Annotated in this window: 11 protein-coding genes; 3 read left to right on the forward strand and 8 right to left on the reverse strand. The window is 67.4% G+C overall.

Annotation, left to right across the window (positions count from 1 at the left end):
* Positions 1-126 precede the first annotated feature (126 nt).
* Together J3S89_RS20330 and J3S89_RS20335 are read right to left on the reverse strand one after the other, a co-directional pair.
* The gene (locus tag J3S89_RS20330; RefSeq protein WP_274383235.1) at positions 127-393 is read right to left on the reverse strand and encodes a Gfo/Idh/MocA family oxidoreductase; all 267 of its coding nucleotides are present in this window, start codon (positions 391-393) and stop codon (positions 127-129) included.
* A gap of 472 nt (positions 394-865) precedes the next feature.
* Positions 866-2,431: a glycosyltransferase family 2 protein gene (locus J3S89_RS20335; protein WP_217930718.1), complete on the reverse strand. Its 1,566-nt coding sequence runs from the start codon at positions 2,429-2,431 to the stop codon at positions 866-868.
* Positions 2,432-3,217: 786 nt separating this feature from the next.
* On the opposite strand from J3S89_RS20335, the gene recA reads away from it, so the two are divergent.
* From recA to J3S89_RS20350, 3 genes are all read left to right on the forward strand, one after another.
* Entirely contained in the window at positions 3,218-4,297 is a 1,080-nt protein-coding gene (recA, locus tag J3S89_RS20340; RefSeq protein WP_217930739.1) for a recombinase RecA, read from the forward strand.
* Between the two features lie 136 nt (positions 4,298-4,433).
* Positions 4,434-7,142, forward strand: coding sequence for an alanine--tRNA ligase (alaS, locus tag J3S89_RS20345; protein ID WP_217930742.1), 2,709 nt, complete (start codon positions 4,434-4,436; stop codon positions 7,140-7,142).
* Between the two features lie 37 nt (positions 7,143-7,179).
* Entirely contained in the window at positions 7,180-8,418 is a 1,239-nt protein-coding gene (locus J3S89_RS20350) for a cyclic nucleotide-gated ion channel (protein WP_217930745.1), read from the forward strand.
* 28 nt (positions 8,419-8,446) lie between these two features.
* Here J3S89_RS20350 and J3S89_RS20355 read toward each other — a convergent pair whose 3' ends face one another.
* The 6 genes from J3S89_RS20355 to J3S89_RS20380 all read right to left on the reverse strand — a co-directional run bounded on the left by J3S89_RS20355 (position 8,447) and on the right by J3S89_RS20380 (position 16,072).
* Positions 8,447-10,084 carry a CorA family divalent cation transporter gene (locus J3S89_RS20355; protein WP_217930756.1) on the reverse strand — a complete coding sequence of 546 codons (1,638 nt, stop codon included), beginning with the start codon at positions 10,082-10,084 and terminating at the stop codon, positions 8,447-8,449.
* A gap of 71 nt (positions 10,085-10,155) precedes the next feature.
* Entirely contained in the window at positions 10,156-10,599 is a 444-nt protein-coding gene (locus tag J3S89_RS20360) for a GNAT family N-acetyltransferase (protein ID WP_217930758.1), read from the reverse strand.
* 129 nt (positions 10,600-10,728) lie between these two features.
* Positions 10,729-11,181 (reverse strand): hypothetical protein, encoded by a 453-nt coding sequence (locus J3S89_RS20365; RefSeq protein ID WP_217930760.1) that lies wholly within the window; start codon positions 11,179-11,181, stop codon positions 10,729-10,731.
* 796 nt (positions 11,182-11,977) lie between these two features.
* Complete coding sequence (locus J3S89_RS20370) at positions 11,978-13,198, reverse strand: NADP-dependent isocitrate dehydrogenase (protein ID WP_217930762.1); 1,221 nt, start codon at positions 13,196-13,198, stop codon at positions 11,978-11,980.
* Between the two features lie 253 nt (positions 13,199-13,451).
* Positions 13,452-13,868, reverse strand: a complete 417-nt coding sequence (locus tag J3S89_RS20375) for a MerR family transcriptional regulator (RefSeq protein WP_217930764.1) — start codon at positions 13,866-13,868, stop codon at positions 13,452-13,454.
* Positions 13,869-14,299: 431 nt separating this feature from the next.
* The gene (locus tag J3S89_RS20380) at positions 14,300-16,072 is read right to left on the reverse strand and encodes a tetratricopeptide repeat protein (RefSeq protein ID WP_217930772.1); all 1,773 of its coding nucleotides are present in this window, start codon (positions 16,070-16,072) and stop codon (positions 14,300-14,302) included.
* Between the last annotated feature and the right edge of the window lie 124 nt (positions 16,073-16,196).

The raw sequence follows: 16,196 nt of genomic DNA on the forward strand, positions 1-16,196 counted from the left end.
CATGGCTGAGGAAGCTTCTTTGTGCCCTCGTCGCCCTGCTCTTCGCAATCGCCGCCTCGCTACAAAGCGAGCGTCACGCCGCCGTATGAACGCCGATCGCGCTCAAATCGCCTTCTTCACAGGCGACTAGCGACAATGCGCGTCGTGCAGGTAATTGGGTGAACAGATGGAGACGTAATCGATCTGCGTGCCGCGCCGGCGGAGCTTGTCGACGTGACGGTCGAAGCGCTCGAACTCCGTGAAGAACTGCGCGTTCGGGAAGTAGCTGTCGATGACCCCGACGGAGTCGTTCGGATCATAGGCAACGGCCAGCGACGCGCCGCAGTCTCTGATCGCTCGCATATGGCGCGGCGCGACGTATCCCGCGGCACCGATCAGCGCGAATTCTGTCATGGAACTTACCATCCTCGCCACAACCGACCAGCGTGTACAAACCGCGGCATAAATTTACCGCCCGAGGCACCGGGTCACGCGCCGGACCAGTCTGTCGCTCACCGGCTAAACAACTCGAATTTATATTCAGCTTGATGTCAAATGTGCTTCACCGTGTCAATCGTCGATTGTCGAACGGCGACGTCTTCGTCGAATCGAGTTCGCATCGTCGATGAGACCGTGCATGCCGATCCAATCGGGCCGAAGAGAGGCGGCGGCATCGGGCGTCCGACGCGTCGCGGCGGTCGGAAAGTCCACGGTTCGAATGCTCGGAGGCCCTGTGTCCCACCGGCAGGCCGCCTCGGCCAGGCATCGGCCCCTGGTCGCCTCCTCGAGCGCATTGCCGGCTCCGCTCGACGTTCGGCGGAGCGGCACGGGCCGATCCTCTCATGCTGGTGCTCGTGGCGCGGACGCGCACGGCACCGGACATGGGTCATGTCGAGCGTCGGCGACGACGTGCCGCAGTGGCCTTGATGAGCGAGAGCGCGAGTTCGTTGGTGTTCTGCTCCGGCAATTCTTCGACCCGAGCTCGGGGGAACAGCCGGCGCAGCGCCCCGGCCGCGGCTCCGAATGGCCCGAGCACGACGATCTTGGGCGCGAAGCGTTCGTTCAGGGCCGCGAAGCAGGCGGCGAAAGGCTCCGAGCGGCCCGCCAGGAACCGGGCCGCTTCCGCTCCCAGTACGACGGCGTCGACGCCGAGGAGATTGCAGGCGAGCCGGGGGAGGCTGGCGACTTCGCAGGCGGAGAGGACGACGTTGCGCCACATCGGGGGAGCGACGGCGAGCGCGTTTCGCAGATCACCGTCGGCGAGTTCGCTCGTGCCCGCTACCCATCCGACGATCGCCTCGGGTCCGAGGCCGTCCATCATCGGCAGATCGAGGTCACGCAGCAGATCCAGCTTGAATCCGTTTCGCCGGAACGCGCCGACGTCGCCGGATCGACTCCGTTCCATCTCGAGGCTGGCGCCCGGAACGAAGCCGGAGCGCGCGAGGACCGCCAGTCCTGCGTCGTTCCGCGCGGGATCGAAGCGCCGCTGCTCCACCTCGAGGTCGGCCGAGGTGAAGGGGAGCACGTGACCGTGATAGAGGCCGACGGCGAGGGGGTTGTGGATCAGGCGTCCGCTGGCGGCGAGGCGGAGGCTGAATTCGACGTCCTCCCAACCGATGTCGAACTCCTCCGAAAACCCACCCACGTCCTGGAAGGTCCGGCGGGGGAAGAGGCTGGCGCCGCCGCTCATGCGGTTGCCGAGCAGAATCTGCCCCGTTCGCGTCGTCTCTGCGAGCGTGCGGGCATCGAGGTGGGCCTGCGTGCGGTTTCGCAGCGTCCGCAGGCCGTCGGCATGGAGATCTCCGCCGTCCATGAACTTCACGAGGCGGACATGGGTGAGATCGCGGACGCCGAGGTAGCCGACGTTCCACACCTGCGACCACGGGGCGGTGAGGCTCGTGCCTGCGGCGGGAACCAGAGCATCGACGGGCTGCAGTACCACCATGTCGGAATCGAGCGAGAGGATGGTCTCGTAGCGGGCGGCCCGGACGAGCCGATTTCGAGCGACCCCGATCGGGATCGCCTCATCGGACCGAAGCAGGGTGAGGGGCACGGCCGCGCCGAGCAGGGCGGCCATCGCGCCCTCGTCCGCTGCCGTCTCGCCGTTGACGAGCACGAGCACCTCGATCGGGGTGGCGCTGCCGAGCAGGCCGATCGAGGCCAGCAGGCGGTGCAACAGAAAGGGGCGCCCATGCAGGACGACGACGATCGAGATGCCGGGTGGAGGCGACGGTTCCGTCTCGCCCAGTCCCAACGGGGCGAGGTGCAGGGCCGCCGGCGGGTGCTCGGGGGCTCGGGCTCGTGAGACGCCGTTCGCGACCTGTTGTTCCAAGACGAGTCTCACACCCGACGGGCGACGAGAGGCGTAACCGCGTAGAAACGCGCGCATGGTGGCGGCGACCTGCCCGTCGTGGACCAGGCTTTCGAGGAGGTCGAGCGCGAGCAGATGCATCGCGGCGTCGACCAGGAGGCGGAACAGCAGCGGTCTCGGCTTGGCCGGCGTCGAAAGGAGGTGATGAAGTGCCTCCCGAAGCAGGCCGGGCCATGCGACGGGGCGATCGGTGGCGGCGATCAGGCGCGATGCCCAGGCTTCGGATGCTCCGCCGGCGCGATGGTGGAGATGTCCGATACACCGGATCGCTCGAGAATGCTGGCCCTGCGGCAGGCACGCGGAAACCAGCCGATGAATCGCCGCCGTCTCTCGCGCCCTCCCGGACTTCGGGGAGTGGTCGCGAGAGCCGGGAGAGGCGGAACCACGCATGAAACGAACCTCTCATGAACGCCGGACGATCGCCTTCGAATATCTCGCTCGCTCGCCGGAAGCCAGTCGCTTGCCGAGGTGAGCCTCACATTTCGATCGGCGCCGCGCACCTGCGCCTGTCGTCCGATCGAAGGGCGCGGACGATCCCCCGGGCGGGACTTCGCCCGCGCCGCGGGGCGCTCCCGGGCAGATCGCGTGTGGAGACGACCGCCTCGAGAAGCGGAAGTCCGTCTCTACGACGGCGCGTCCACGGACGTCGCCGGATGCTTCCGCAGGTCTCGAGCGGCGAATCGCCGGTGCGAGCGCCACGGACGAGGTGCCAGGGAAGTGCGCACCGACCGGGAACACTCTGCGAACCTAAGACGAAAAATCTATTTTTCAGAAAGGGTTGACCGGGTCCTTGCGCATCGGAACAAAGGGTGTACATTAACCTCACTTTGAATGGTGACGATCGGCGTGCGACAAGGGAGCCGGACGATGGCACAAGCATCACTTCGCCTCGTCGAAGGGGACGGTATGGACAGGACCAAGGCTTTGGACGCGGCGCTCCAGCAGATCGAGCGCAATTTCGGCAAGGGCTCGATCATGCGGCTCGGCCAGGGCAAGGTGGTCGAGATCGAGACGGTCTCGACCGGCTGTCTCGGGCTCGACATCGCGCTCGGCATCGGCGGATTGCCGCGCGGCCGCGTGGTCGAGATCTATGGGCCGGAGTCCTCGGGCAAGACGACGATGGCGCTGCACTGCATCGCAGAGGCGCAGAAGAAGGGCGGCGTCTGCGCCTTCGTCGACGCCGAGCATGCGCTCGATCCGATCTATGCGCGCAAGCTCGGGGTCGATCTCGAGGATCTGCTGATCTCGCAGCCCGACACCGGCGAACAGGCGCTGGAGATCACCGACACGCTGGTGCGTTCGGGGGCGCTCGACGTCCTGGTGGTGGATTCGGTGGCGGCCTTGACGCCGAAGGCCGAACTCGAGGGCGAGATGGGCGACAGCCTGCCCGGTCTCCAGGCCCGTCTGATGAGTCAGGCGCTGCGCAAGCTCACCGCTTCGATCTCCAAGTCGAAGACCATGGTGATCTTCATCAACCAGATCCGCCAGAAGATCGGGGTGATGTTCGGCAATCCGGAAACCACGACCGGCGGCAACGCGCTCAAGTTCTACGCCTCGGTGCGTCTCGACATCCGTCGCATCGGCGCGATCAAGGATCGCGACGAAGTGGTGGGCAACCAGACCCGCATCAAGGTGGTGAAGAACAAGATGGCGCCGCCGTTCAAGGAGGTCGAGTTCGACATCATGTACGGTGAGGGCGTCTCCAAGGTCGGCGAATTGATCGATCTCGGGGTCAAGGCCGGTGTGGTGGAGAAGTCGGGCTCGTGGTTCTCCTACGACAGCCAGCGCATCGGCCAGGGGCGCGAGAACTGCAAGCAGTTCCTGCGCGACAATCCGGTGATGGCGAACAAGATCGAACTGGCGATCCGGCAGAACGCCGGTCTCATCGCCGACAAGATCCTCACCACCGGCACGGCCGAGGACGAAGACGGCCCCGTCACGGACTGACGCTCTCCGCCCGCCGCGGATCTTCCGTGGCGGGCTTCGTCGGAAGTGGCGGAGACGCGGCCCTTTCCATGGACACGGGCACGGGCGACGGATAAAACCTCGAACCGAGTTCCGATGAAGAGGGCCCAGTTGCATCATGAGTGGCGTCAACGAGATCCGCGGTACCAACGAGCTTCGCGGCGTCAATGAGATCCGCGCGACCTTCCTCGATTATTTCGCCAAGGCGGGGCACGAGGTCGTGCCGTCGAGCCCCCTGGTGCCGCGCAACGATCCGACCCTCATGTTCGCCAACTCCGGCATGGTTCAGTTCAAGAACCTGTTCACCGGCGTGGAGAAGCGTGACTACGTGCGGGCGACCACCGCGCAGAAGTGCGTTCGGGCAGGCGGCAAGCACAACGATCTCGACAATGTCGGTTATACGGCGCGCCACCACACCTTCTTCGAGATGCTCGGGAACTTCTCGTTCGGCGACTATTTCAAGGCGCAGGCGATCGAGCACGCCTGGACGCTCCTCACCAAGGAGTTCTGCCTCGATCCCAAGCGTCTCCTGGTCACGGTCTATGCCGACGACGACGAGGCCTTCGATCTCTGGAAGAAGATCGCCGGGGTCTCCGACCGCAAGATCATCCGCATCGGTACCTCCGACAATTTCTGGCAGATGGGCGACACAGGCCCCTGTGGCCCGTGCTCGGAGATCTTCTTCGATCACGGCGACCACATCTGGGGTGGCCCGCCGGGCTCGCCGGAGGAGGACGGCGACCGTTTCATCGAGATCTGGAATCTCGTCTTCATGCAGTACGAGCAAACGGCCGATGGTGCGCGCACGGCGCTGCCGAAGCCGTCGATCGACACCGGCATGGGGCTGGAGCGCATCGCGGCGGTGCTGCAAGGCGTTCACGACAATTACGACATCGACCTCTTCAAGTCGTTGATCCGCGCCTCGGTCGAGGCGACCGGCGTGGCTGCGGAAGGGGACGCACGGGCGAGCCACCGGGTCATCGCCGATCATCTGCGGGCCATGTCGTTCCTGATCGCCGACGGCGTGCTGCCGTCGAACGAAGGGCGCGGCTACGTCCTGCGACGCATCATGCGGCGCGGCATGCGCCATGCCCATCTGCTCGGCGCGCGCGATCCGCTGATGGCGCGGCTGGTTCCGACGCTGGTCGGTGAGATGGGCCGGGCCTATCCGGAACTGCAGCGGGCCGAGGCGCTCATCACCGAGACGCTCGATCTCGAGGAGAATCGCTTCCGTCGCACGCTCGAGCGCGGACTCGGGCTTCTCGACGAGGCGACGCGCGACCTCGGTCCCGGCGACATGCTCGACGGCGAGACGGCGTTCAAGCTCTACGACACCTATGGCTTCCCTCTCGATCTGACCCAGGACGCGCTGCGTCGGCGCGACATCCACGTCAACATCGACGGGTTCCAGGACGCGATGGCGCGCCAGAAGGCCGAGGCGCGCGCCTCTTGGGCCGGCTCGGGCGAATCCGCTTCGGCGGCGATCTGGTTCGGGTTGAAGGAGCGGGTCGGGGCGACCGAGTTCCTCGGTTACGACACCGAGACGGCGGAGGGCGCCGTCATGGCGTTGGTCAAGGGCGGCGCCGAGGTGGCGGCGCTCGAGGCCGGGGACGAGGCGGCGATCGTGGTCAATCAGACGCCGTTCTATGCGGAGTCCGGCGGCCAGACCGGCGATACCGGCGTGGTGCTCGGCGACGGCTTCCTGTTCCGGGTCGAGGACACGCGCAAGGAAGGCGACGGCGTCTTCGTCCACATGGGCCGTGTCGAGGCCGGGCGGATCGTCGCCGGCGCGGCGGTGCAGTTGCGGGTCGACGGCGAGCGGCGGCGCGCGATCCGCGCCAACCATTCCGCCACCCACATCCTGCACGAGGCTCTGCGTGAGGTTCTCGGCGATCACGTCGCCCAGAAGGGGTCTTCGGTCGACGCCGATCGTCTGCGCTTCGATTTCTCCCACCCGAAGCCGATGACGGCGGAGGAGATCGCGCGGGTCGAGGCGATCGCCAACGACGTGGTGCTGCAGAACGCGGAGGTTTCGACCCGGCTCCTGTCGGTCGACGACGCCATCGCCTCGGGCGCCAAGGCGCTCTTCGGCGAGAAGTACGGCGAGGAGGTTCGGGTCGTCGCGATGGGCCGTCAGAGCGACGGCAATCGCGCCGGACGTGCCTTCTCGGTCGAGCTTTGCGGCGGCACCCACGTGTCGAGGACCGGCGATATCGGTCTCGTCTCGGTGGTGGCGGAGAGCGCGGTCGCGGCCGGCGTGCGCCGCCTCGAGGCGCTGACGGCGCGCGGCGCGCGGCAGCATCTGGTGGCGCAGGATCGGCGCGTGCGCGATCTCGCCGCCTTCCTCAAGGTGCAGCAGTCGGAGGTCGTCGAGCGGGTCGAGGCGGTGGCGGAGGAACGCCGGCGGCTCGATCGCGAGCTCACCGAGGCGAAGAAGAAGCTCGCCATGGGCGGCGGTGGCGGCGCCGATGCGTCGGCCGTGCGCAAGATCGGTGATCTGGAGTTCGTCGGGCGCGTCGTCTCCGGCATTTCGCCGAAGGATCTCAAGGGGTTGGTCGACGAGGCCAAGAAGACGATCACCTCGGGCGTGGTGGCGATCGCCGGCCTGACCGAGGACGGCAAGGCCGGCATCGTGGTCGGCGTGACGGCGGATGCGACGGCCGCGCACGACGCGGTCGAGCTGGTCAAGATCGGGTCCGAGACGATGGGCGGCAAGGGCGGTGGCGGGCGCCGCGACATGGCGCAGGCCGGCGGCCCCGACGGAGCCAAGGCGGAGGCGGCGATCGCGGCGATCGCCGATCGGATCGCTGCGGTCGTCGGAGCGTGAGGGGGCTTCGGCGCTCTCGGTGGAAGGGGCGGGCCGCATGACGGCGCAGACGACGCGGGCCGGGTGGAAGCGTCGGGTCTTCGAGGTCCTCGAGGTCCCGCCGCTGGGTGACCCGGTCGCGTTGTTCGTCGAGCGGGCGATCGTCGTTCTGATCATGGTCAACGTCGCCTCGGTCGTCCTCGAGACCGTTCCGAGCCTGCGCCATCGCTATGGTGGGGTATTCCTGGCGATCGAGGTCGGGACCGTCTTTCTCTTCGCGTTGGAATATGTCCTGCGCGTCTGGGTCTCCGACGAGCATCTGCCGCTGAAGCGTCACGGGCGGATCGGGGCGCGGCTGCGTTACGTCACCTCGCCGTCGTCGCTGGTCGATCTGATGGCGGTGGCGCCGTCGTTGATCGGCTTCGGCTTCGGCGTCTACGACGTCAACGTCTTCGCGGTGTTCCGCCTGCTGCGTTTCCTGAAGCTCGCGCGCTATTCCGCCGGTATGAGCTCGCTGATCAACGCGGTCGCCTCGGAGCGGCGGGCCTTGGCGGCGAGCGCCGTCATCATGGCGGGCCTGATCGTGACCTCGGCCTCGCTCATGCACGCGATCGAGGGCGACATCCAGCCCGATCGCTTCGGGTCGATCCCCTTGGCGATGTATTGGGCGGTGACGACGCTGACCACGGTCGGGTATGGCGACATCGTTCCGGTCACAGGGGCGGGGCGGGTGCTCGCCGGCGTGGTCATGCTGTTCGGCTTCTGCATGTTCGCGCTGCCGGTCGGCATCATCGCCACCGCTTTCGCGCGCGAGATCCATTCGCGCGACTTCGTGGTGACCTGGGGCATGGTGGCGCGCGTGCCGCTGTTCTCGCAGCTCTCGGCGGCGGAGATCGCCGACGTGATGCGCCTCCTCAGGGCGCAGACGGTCGAGGCGGGCACCACCATCACGGCGGCTGGCGAGCCGGCGCACTCGATGTATTTCATCTCCTCCGGCACGGTGGAGATCGACCTCCCGCACGAGAAGATGCGCCTTTCCGACGGGGCCTTCTTCGGCGAGATCGCGGTCCTGCGGCGGGCGCGGCGCTCGGCCGACGTGGTGGCGCTGACCCACACGCGCCTGCTGCTGCTCGATGCCGAGGATCTGCAATATCTGATGCAGAAGAAGAGCGAGATCGCCACCCATATCCGCTCGGTCGCCCGCGAGCGCATCGCCCACGAAGCGGTGACGCCGCGCGGCGACATCGCGCTCGAGGAGGTCGACGACATGCGCGCTTCACCCGACGACTGGCTGTGACGGCGCGGTTCGCTCATGGCGGCGCGGGTCATTTCCAGATTTCGCTCAAGGCGGCGAGCTTGGCTTTCCAGCCCATCTTTTCGTTGGCGAGACTGTCGAGGAAATTGGCGAGCCGGCGCGCCTTCAGCACCGTGTAGAAGGTGATCAGGGCGGAGGGGATCAGCGCCGCCAGGAAAATCGCGGCCTTGGTCCAGCCGTCGACCTCGTTCCAGCCGAAGATGTTCATGCCGAGGAAGCCGGTCGCGAGCATGCCGATCTGGCTGAACAGGGTGACGACGGTCAGCTGGAGGATGGTGACGGCCTGCCGGCGCAGGAGGTCGGTCTCGAGATATCCCGCCATATCGTTGATTTCTTCGCGCAACTCCTGAAAGAGGCGGCCGGTGCCGAGGTGGCCGGACCACATGCGGAAGATCTCGCGGATGGGGGCCTGATCGGAGATCTCCGAGAAATAGTAGCGGTGGGTGAAGCGGAGGAAGACCTCGAGCGTGGCGCGAATGTCGTGGCGGAAGCGGCCGACCGACTCGCGCCGGCGCGGATCGAGGCGGTTCATGGTGGTGACCAGCCGATCGGACAACATCAGGAGCGCCGAGCGGTGGAAATGGGCGATCAGGCCGACCAGGAAGAACTGGTGGCGGAATTGGGCGAGGAAGCCGCGTTCGCCGTCGAGGAAGAAGGGGCGGCGGGCGTCGCCGACGGCGACGAAGGCCTGTCCCGAGCACATCAGGCGCGTGTCGACCCATCCCTCGCGCCGGGTCGCGTCGTGGAAGCGGTCGTAGCAGTGGGCCTCCTCGAAATCGTCGAGGAACCCCGCGCCGTAGGGCAGGTCCTCCGGCTCGCCGGGAGCGGAGGCGAAGGCGAGGCGCATGGCGTCGGCGCGGGTGAGGCGGCGCGGATCGTCGAGGGCGAGCCACGCCATGATCGGCATGCGGTGGAATTCGAGCTGGCGATAGGCGGCGACCGGGGGATCCTCGGCCGGGTCGAGCGACAGCGGCTCGAGCAGCCATTGCCAATGGGCGGAGATGGCGGTCGTCTGATGGCGGCAGACGGACGACATGTAGCGGTCGCGGGCGGTGAAGTCGGAGGCGGCGAGGACGCGGTCGTCGCCGTCGAGCCATTCGACCGAGCGGAAGCAGTTGACCGCTCTGCCTTCCTCGTCCCAGCCGGCCGGATAGGCGCGGCCGAAGCGGTAGACGATCTCCTGGGCGAGGGGGAGGGGCATGTCGGCGCCGGCGATCTCGATCACCAGGATGACGACGTCGACGTCGTAGAAGAAATAGAGATCGGCATGGACCAGATCGAGCGTCAGCGGGGCCGCCTCGCCGTCGAGGTGGAGGCGCAGGCGCGCGACGTCGGTGCGGCGGAAGATGCGGATCGGGCTCTCGCCATAGGTGGTCTGGCCGACGTGCGAGGCGCGTTCGCCGTAGAGGAAGCGGCGGACATGGGGGAGGAAGGCGACGAATTCGCGGTAGTGACGCTCCTGGTAGAGCGCCGCGTCGGTCGGGAAATCGTCCTGCAACTCGGCCCAGGGGCTGCCGGCGGCCGCGAGGCGCTGCCACGGCGGACGCGTATCGCCGATGCCCGGCATCAGCTGCAGCGGCCAGACGACGATTTGGCGAAACGCCTCCACATGCGGGCGGTCGCCGGCCGTAGGCTGCTGATCGACCATGCGAATTCCCCCTTCGTTTGGGCAGAGCTTCGCTCGGGTCGATGCCGTGGGCAAGCCCGTCCAAAGAGGGGTCAGAGCGGCTGGCGCAGGTAGTGGATGAAGCCGGTGCGCCGGGCGAGGCGGTCGTAGAGCGCCTGGGCCGTGGCGTTGGTCTCGTGGGTCAGCCAATAGAGCCGCTCGGCGCCGCGCGCCCGCGCCGTCGTGGCGGTGGCCTCGATCAGGGCGCGGCCGACGCCCTTGCCGCGACCGTCGGCGGAGACGAAGAGGTCCTCCAAATAACATGTCGTCTCCCTCACCCAGGTCGAGGGATGGAACACCATGTGGACGAGGCCGACGAGGCGGCCCTCCTCCTCCGCCACCAACGCCTCCATCGGCTCGGCCGGATCGAAGAAGCGCGCCCACGTGCGCTCGGTGATCGCGGGCGCGAGATCGCAGGCATAGAACTCGAGATAACCGGCCCAGAGATCGTCCCAGGCGGGGCGATCGGCGGGGGTGAGGGAGCGGACGACGAGCATGACGGGCCTCGCGGAACTGGCCCCGGCCGATCACGGTCGCGCGGCGGCGCGGAAGGCAGGGCGGACGACGGAACAGGGGGGCGACGAAGGGGACGACGACGAGGAGGCGAGCGGCGGGGCGCCGCCGGCTCACTCGCCGAGTTCGTAATAACCGCGTCCGGAGCGGATCAGCTTGCCGGCGGCGGTCATGCGGCTCATCCGGGTGATGAGGCTGGCGCGGGGCTCGCCGAGCGAACAGCCGTTCAGATGTTCGAGGACCTCGTCGATGGTCACGGGTTTGGCCATCAACTGGATGAAATCGACGATCTCGGCCTCGATGCGCTGGGCGCGATTGCCGCCCGTGGCCATCGTCGGGCCGGAAGGAGCGGGCTCCTCCTCGCGCCGGACGAAGCCCTCGGCCCTGGCGACGGCGGCGTCGAAGGCACGGCGGATCTGACGGCTGCGCTCGAGATCGAAATAGGCGGCGTTGCCATAGAGGAAGGCCGCGCGGTCGAGCTGGAGCGTCAATTCCTCGAAGATCCGTTCGACACCATGGCCGGACGAAACGGAAGGTGGGCGGGGGTCGTGCGCGAACTCGGACATATCGGCATTTTCTCGGATCAACTTGTTGGTAACGTATCCTAACGCATCCTTAACGTCAAACACGCCGGGTCCTCCCCAACGAGTTTGATGGCATCAAAATAACAAGCGGTGCATTTCAATCGTTGATTGGTGGTCCCCCACCCTGCGCATCGATAGCAAATGGTTAACGCGCCGCGGTTTCGTTGGCATGTTAGGAACAAGAGTTTGGAGGGGGGGCATCATGTCGAACGCGTCGAAGGGGTCGCGGCGCCGGGGGGCGGCGCGTCTCGTCGTCCCGGTCGCGACGATCGTCGGATTCGGCGTGGCCGCCTCGGGCTCGGCGGTGGCCGTGTATCTGGGGTCCTGTTCGACGCTCTCCTGCGGTCTTTCCGCAATGGAGTGGGCCGGGCTCGTCGTGGCGACGATCGGCGGTGTCGCGGTCGTCGTCGCGGCTCTGCGCCTCGCCGTCTTGGCACGACCGTCTCGGGGCGCCGCCGTCCGGGAGGTATTCCGTGCGCGCCCGCGGCCGTCGGCGCGCGCGCCGATGTCGCGGTCACCCGAACGACGTGACGGGGAGGGCGTGTCGCGGTCCGCGCACCCGGGCGCGGAGGAGGACGAGACGATCTGTCCGTCGCTCGCCGACTGGATCGCGCGGGCGCGTCGGGGCGGCGAGGGCGACGGCGCCCGGACCTGACGCCCGTCGCCGGTTCGAACGGCCGCAGGGCTCCGGCCTCGGCTCGAAGAGAAAGAGCCCCGGCGCGGGGCGCCGGGGCTCTCTCGTATCGATCGTCGCGATCGCGACCGATCCCGGATCGGATCAGGCCCAGGTGGCCATTTCCTTTTCCATGTTCTCGGCGACCTTCTGGAGGAAGCCGGTGGTCGACAGCCACTTCTGGTCGGCGCCGACCAGGAGGGCGAGGTCCTTGGTCATGAAGCCGGACTCGACGGTGTCGATGCAGACCTTCTCGAGGGTCGAGGCGAACTTCGCCAGATCGGCGTTGTCGTCGAGCTTGGCGCGGTGGGCGAGGCCACGGGTCCAGGCGAAGATCGAGGCGATGGAGTTGGTGGAGGTCTCCTTGCCCTTCTGATGCTCGCGGTAGTGGCGGGTGACGGTGCCGTGGGCGGCCTCGGCCTCGACGACCTTGCCGTCGGGCGTGAGCAGGACCGAGGTCATCAGGCCGAGCGAGCCGAAGCCTTGCGCGACCGTGTCGGACTGGACGTCGCCGTCGTAGTTCTTACAGGCCCAGATGTAGCCGCCCGACCACTTCATCGCCGAGGCGACCATGTCGTCGATCAGGCGATGCTCGTAGGTGATGCCGAGGGCGGTGAACTGCTCCTTGAACTCCGCGTCGTAGATCTCCTGGAAGATGTCCTTGAAGCGGCCGTCATAGGCCTTGAGGATGGTGTTCTTGGTCGACAGATAGACCGGCCACTTGCGCATGAGGCCGTAGTTCATCGAGGCGCGGGCGAAGTCGCGGATCGAATCGTCGAGGTTGTACATGGCCATGGCGACGCCGGCGCCGGGGGCCTTGTAGACTTCCTTTTCGATCACGGCGCCGTCTTCACCGACGAACTTGATGGTCAGCGTGCCCTTGCCGGGGAACTTGAAGTCGGTCGCCTTGTACTGGTCGCCGAAGGCATGACGGCCGACGACGATCGGCTGGGTCCAGCCGGGGACGAGGCGCGGCACGTTCTTGCAGATGATCGGTTCGCGGAAGATCACGCCGCCGAGGATGTTGCGGATGGTGCCGTTGGGCGACTTCCACATTTCCTTGAGGTTGAACTCCTTCACGCGGGCCTCGTCCGGCGTGATGGTCGCGCACTTGATGCCGACGCCGTGCTTCTTGATGGCGTTGGCGGCGTCGATCGTCACCTGGTCGTTGGTGGCGTCGCGGTTCTCGACCGAGAGGTCGTAATACTCGATGTCGAGATCGAGGTAGGGCAGGATCAGGGTGTCCTTGATCAACTGCCAGATGATGCGGGTCATCTCGTCGCCGTCGAGATCGACGACCGGGTTCGCCACCTTGATCTTCGCCATATGGGTGTCCTCAGCTCACGCGCTCCGGCCCCGGATCCGGCACAGGTCCAGGTGATCGACCGGGAGCGATCAATTGTCGCGGGGGTCCATATCACGGGCGCGCGAGAGGCGCCAACCCTTGCCTTCGGAGGAGGCCACGATCGGACGGGCGAGGCGGCGTTTCGCGGGTCCGGCGAAGGTCGAAGAGAAGACGGCGCGGACGAGGGATCGTCCGCGCCGCCGGTCGGTGGCGTCGATGGGAGGGCGGTCGGCGTCAGGCGCCGGCCGCGATCTCGGCGGTCCAGGCCTCGATCTCGGCGCGGAGCCTCTCGGCCTCGGCCGCCTCGGCGATCATCTCGGCATGGCGCCGCCGCAGGGCCTCGACGAGACGGGGGCGGAACGCCGCCGCGCCCTCGGTGTCGCGGACGGCGAGGAGGGCGGCGATGTCGTCGACCGACAGGCCGAAGCGGCGGCAGGTCACGATCAGGCTCAGCCGGGCGACGTCGGCGAGATCATAGAGCCGGGTGCGGCTGGAGATCCGGCGCGGCGTGATGAGCCCGCGTTCCTCGTAGAAGCGAATGGTGCGGAGCGTGATCCCGAACTTGTCGGCGAGTTCGCCGATCTGGTGGGGGCGATCTTCCAGCTGCATCACTTCGTTGGTCGGAATCTGGTCGGTAAAGGGAACGAACACGGCGACGACTCTCCTCCTTAGGGAACCCGGCGTCGACGTGGGGGAGACGGACGCGGCAGGCTCGATGACGGAAACATGAGATAGGTGAAAACGAAATCACAGATCGAAACCGTAGCTTCCGTTACGTGATACCGTTACGTCGAAAACGGATATCCACCACATATGATTGATATTAAATGAAAAAATTGCGTTTCATGAAACCGTTTCCTGGATCCTCCGTGGCGTCCGCTCCAGGGGTGTCCGGCGGGTGTTACCTGGCGTTTCATGCATTTTCAGCGTGCTTCGCTCTTGTGAATGAAAACGATTTCATTGAATCCAGTGCGTGAGGGTGCGCTTCCCGCGGCGTCGGGAGGGGTCGTTCGCGGGCGCGCGTCATGGGCGGCGCGGGCGCGGGGGGAGGGGTCTCGGCCACGGCGTTCGGCGGTGGCGGTTCACTGGGTCGGGACGCGCAGGCCGGCGGCCTCGAGGTCGATCATCAGGCGATCGATCACCGCGTGCGAGAAGCCTCGGTGGCGGAAGAAGGCGCGGGGCGCGGTCGTGAAGCTCGGTTCCAGTTCGGCGATCTCGGCGAGCGCGGCGGTGGCGGCGGCATCGTCGTCGCGGCGGTGGGCGCGGATCGCGACGGCGGTCAGATAGAGCGCCGAGCGGGTTCCCTCGAAATAGGCGACGCGGCGGTCGGCCTCGACGGTGCGATCGAGATTGTTGAGGGCGACGAACGTATAGAACTGCAGCCACTTGGGCGGGCGGGCGAGATTGGCCTCGGCGCGGCGCAGGCGCGCGAGCGCCTCCTCGTAACGGCCGAGGCTGACGAGCGCGGCGCCGTCGCCGCCGACGGCGTTCATGTCCTCGGGATTGAGCATGACCGCGCGCGCGCCGGCCTCGACGGCGGCGGCGGCGTCGCCTTCGATCAACAGGAGATTCTGGAGAACCTGATAGGGACCGGAGGAGTTCGGGGAGATGAGAATGGCGCGACGCAGCATCCGTTCCGCCCGTGCCAACGCATCGGCCGGCTTCGGCGCGAGGCCCAATCGGTATTCCCCGAGATAGGCCGCCCCGAGCAGGGTCGCGGCCGGGGCGAGGCGGGGATTGTCGGCGACGATCGGCTCGAGGCAGTGGCGCGCCGCGCCGAGCGCGTCGGCGGAGGCCTCGAGTTCGAAGGCCCAGGCGTGCGTGAAGCAGGTCAATTCGGGAGTGAGATCGGGGAGATTGGCGAGGTCGTGCGAGATCACGCCGTGGAGTTGGACGACGTCGCGCAGGAGCGCCAGATCCGGCGGGGTGGCGAGCGGATCGTCGGGCGCGGCGAGGGGGACGTCGACGGTGCCGAGGCGCAGGGCGCCGGAGGCGAGGATGCGTTCGTCGCCGGCGTGCGACAGCCGGTAATAGGCGTTGGTGGCGCTGCCGTCTTGCGAGAGGAGCACGCCCAGCACGTAGAGCGGCTGGCCGTCGGGGGCGGGATAGTCGGGCGAGCGGCGGGTCAGGACGATGGTGTCGTCGAAGTGCCGGGCGAAGCTCTCCAGGCGGTTGCGATAGATGTCGGCATCGAGGGCGGTCATGGAGGCGCGCGTCTCGACGTCGATCCTGAGGAGCGGCAGCACGCGCGACGCGTCGAGGCCGTGGCGGTCTTCGACGGCCGGGCGCGCCGCGTCGCGGGTCTCCACCGGGGTCGCGGCCTCCTGGAGGCGATGCCACAGCTGCCAGCCGCCGAAGCCGAGGGCGACGCCGATCAGGGCGGCGAGCGCGATCGAGACCGCCGAACGCCCGAGGCCGTAGACGCGCCGTCCGAGCGGCGGGCGGCGGCGTGGCGGGGCCACGTCGACCACCGGCGCGGCCGGCGTGTCGGCGGCGGGGGCCGCCTCGGAGGCCTCCGGCGGGGCGCAGTCGACGAAGACGGGAACGTAATTCCCCAGCGGCAGGTCGATGCGTATCGGCGAATCGGCGCCGGCCGTCTCGTAATGGCGCCGGAGCGCCTGACGCAGGCGACGGGCCTGGACGCGCACGACCGGGCTGTCGTTGGGATCGAAGCTCTCGGGGCGGTCGAGGGCGCCGACGGCGATCGTATAGGCCTTGAGCCGGTCCTCGCGGCCGGCCAGGGTCTCCTCGACGACGAAGCGCAGGAAGGCCGACAGCATCGGCGACGCGACGAAGGCATCGGAGGCGAGGACGCGTCCGAGTTCGTCTCTGATGGCATCGTCGCGGCCACTCATTCCGGTTCCCCGACGGAAGATACGGAATGTCCGTCTCCGAAAACGTTTCTGTCAACCGATCTCTCCGGCGAAGGGGGCGTCGACAGGGCGGGTGCGATGGGGTAGGCCTCGGCGCTTCCCCTTC

Origin of the sequence: Pinisolibacter aquiterrae (genome assembly GCF_019160155.1) — a bacterium.
In the GTDB taxonomy this organism is placed as follows: Bacteria; Pseudomonadota; Alphaproteobacteria; order Rhizobiales; family Ancalomicrobiaceae; genus Pinisolibacter; species Pinisolibacter aquiterrae.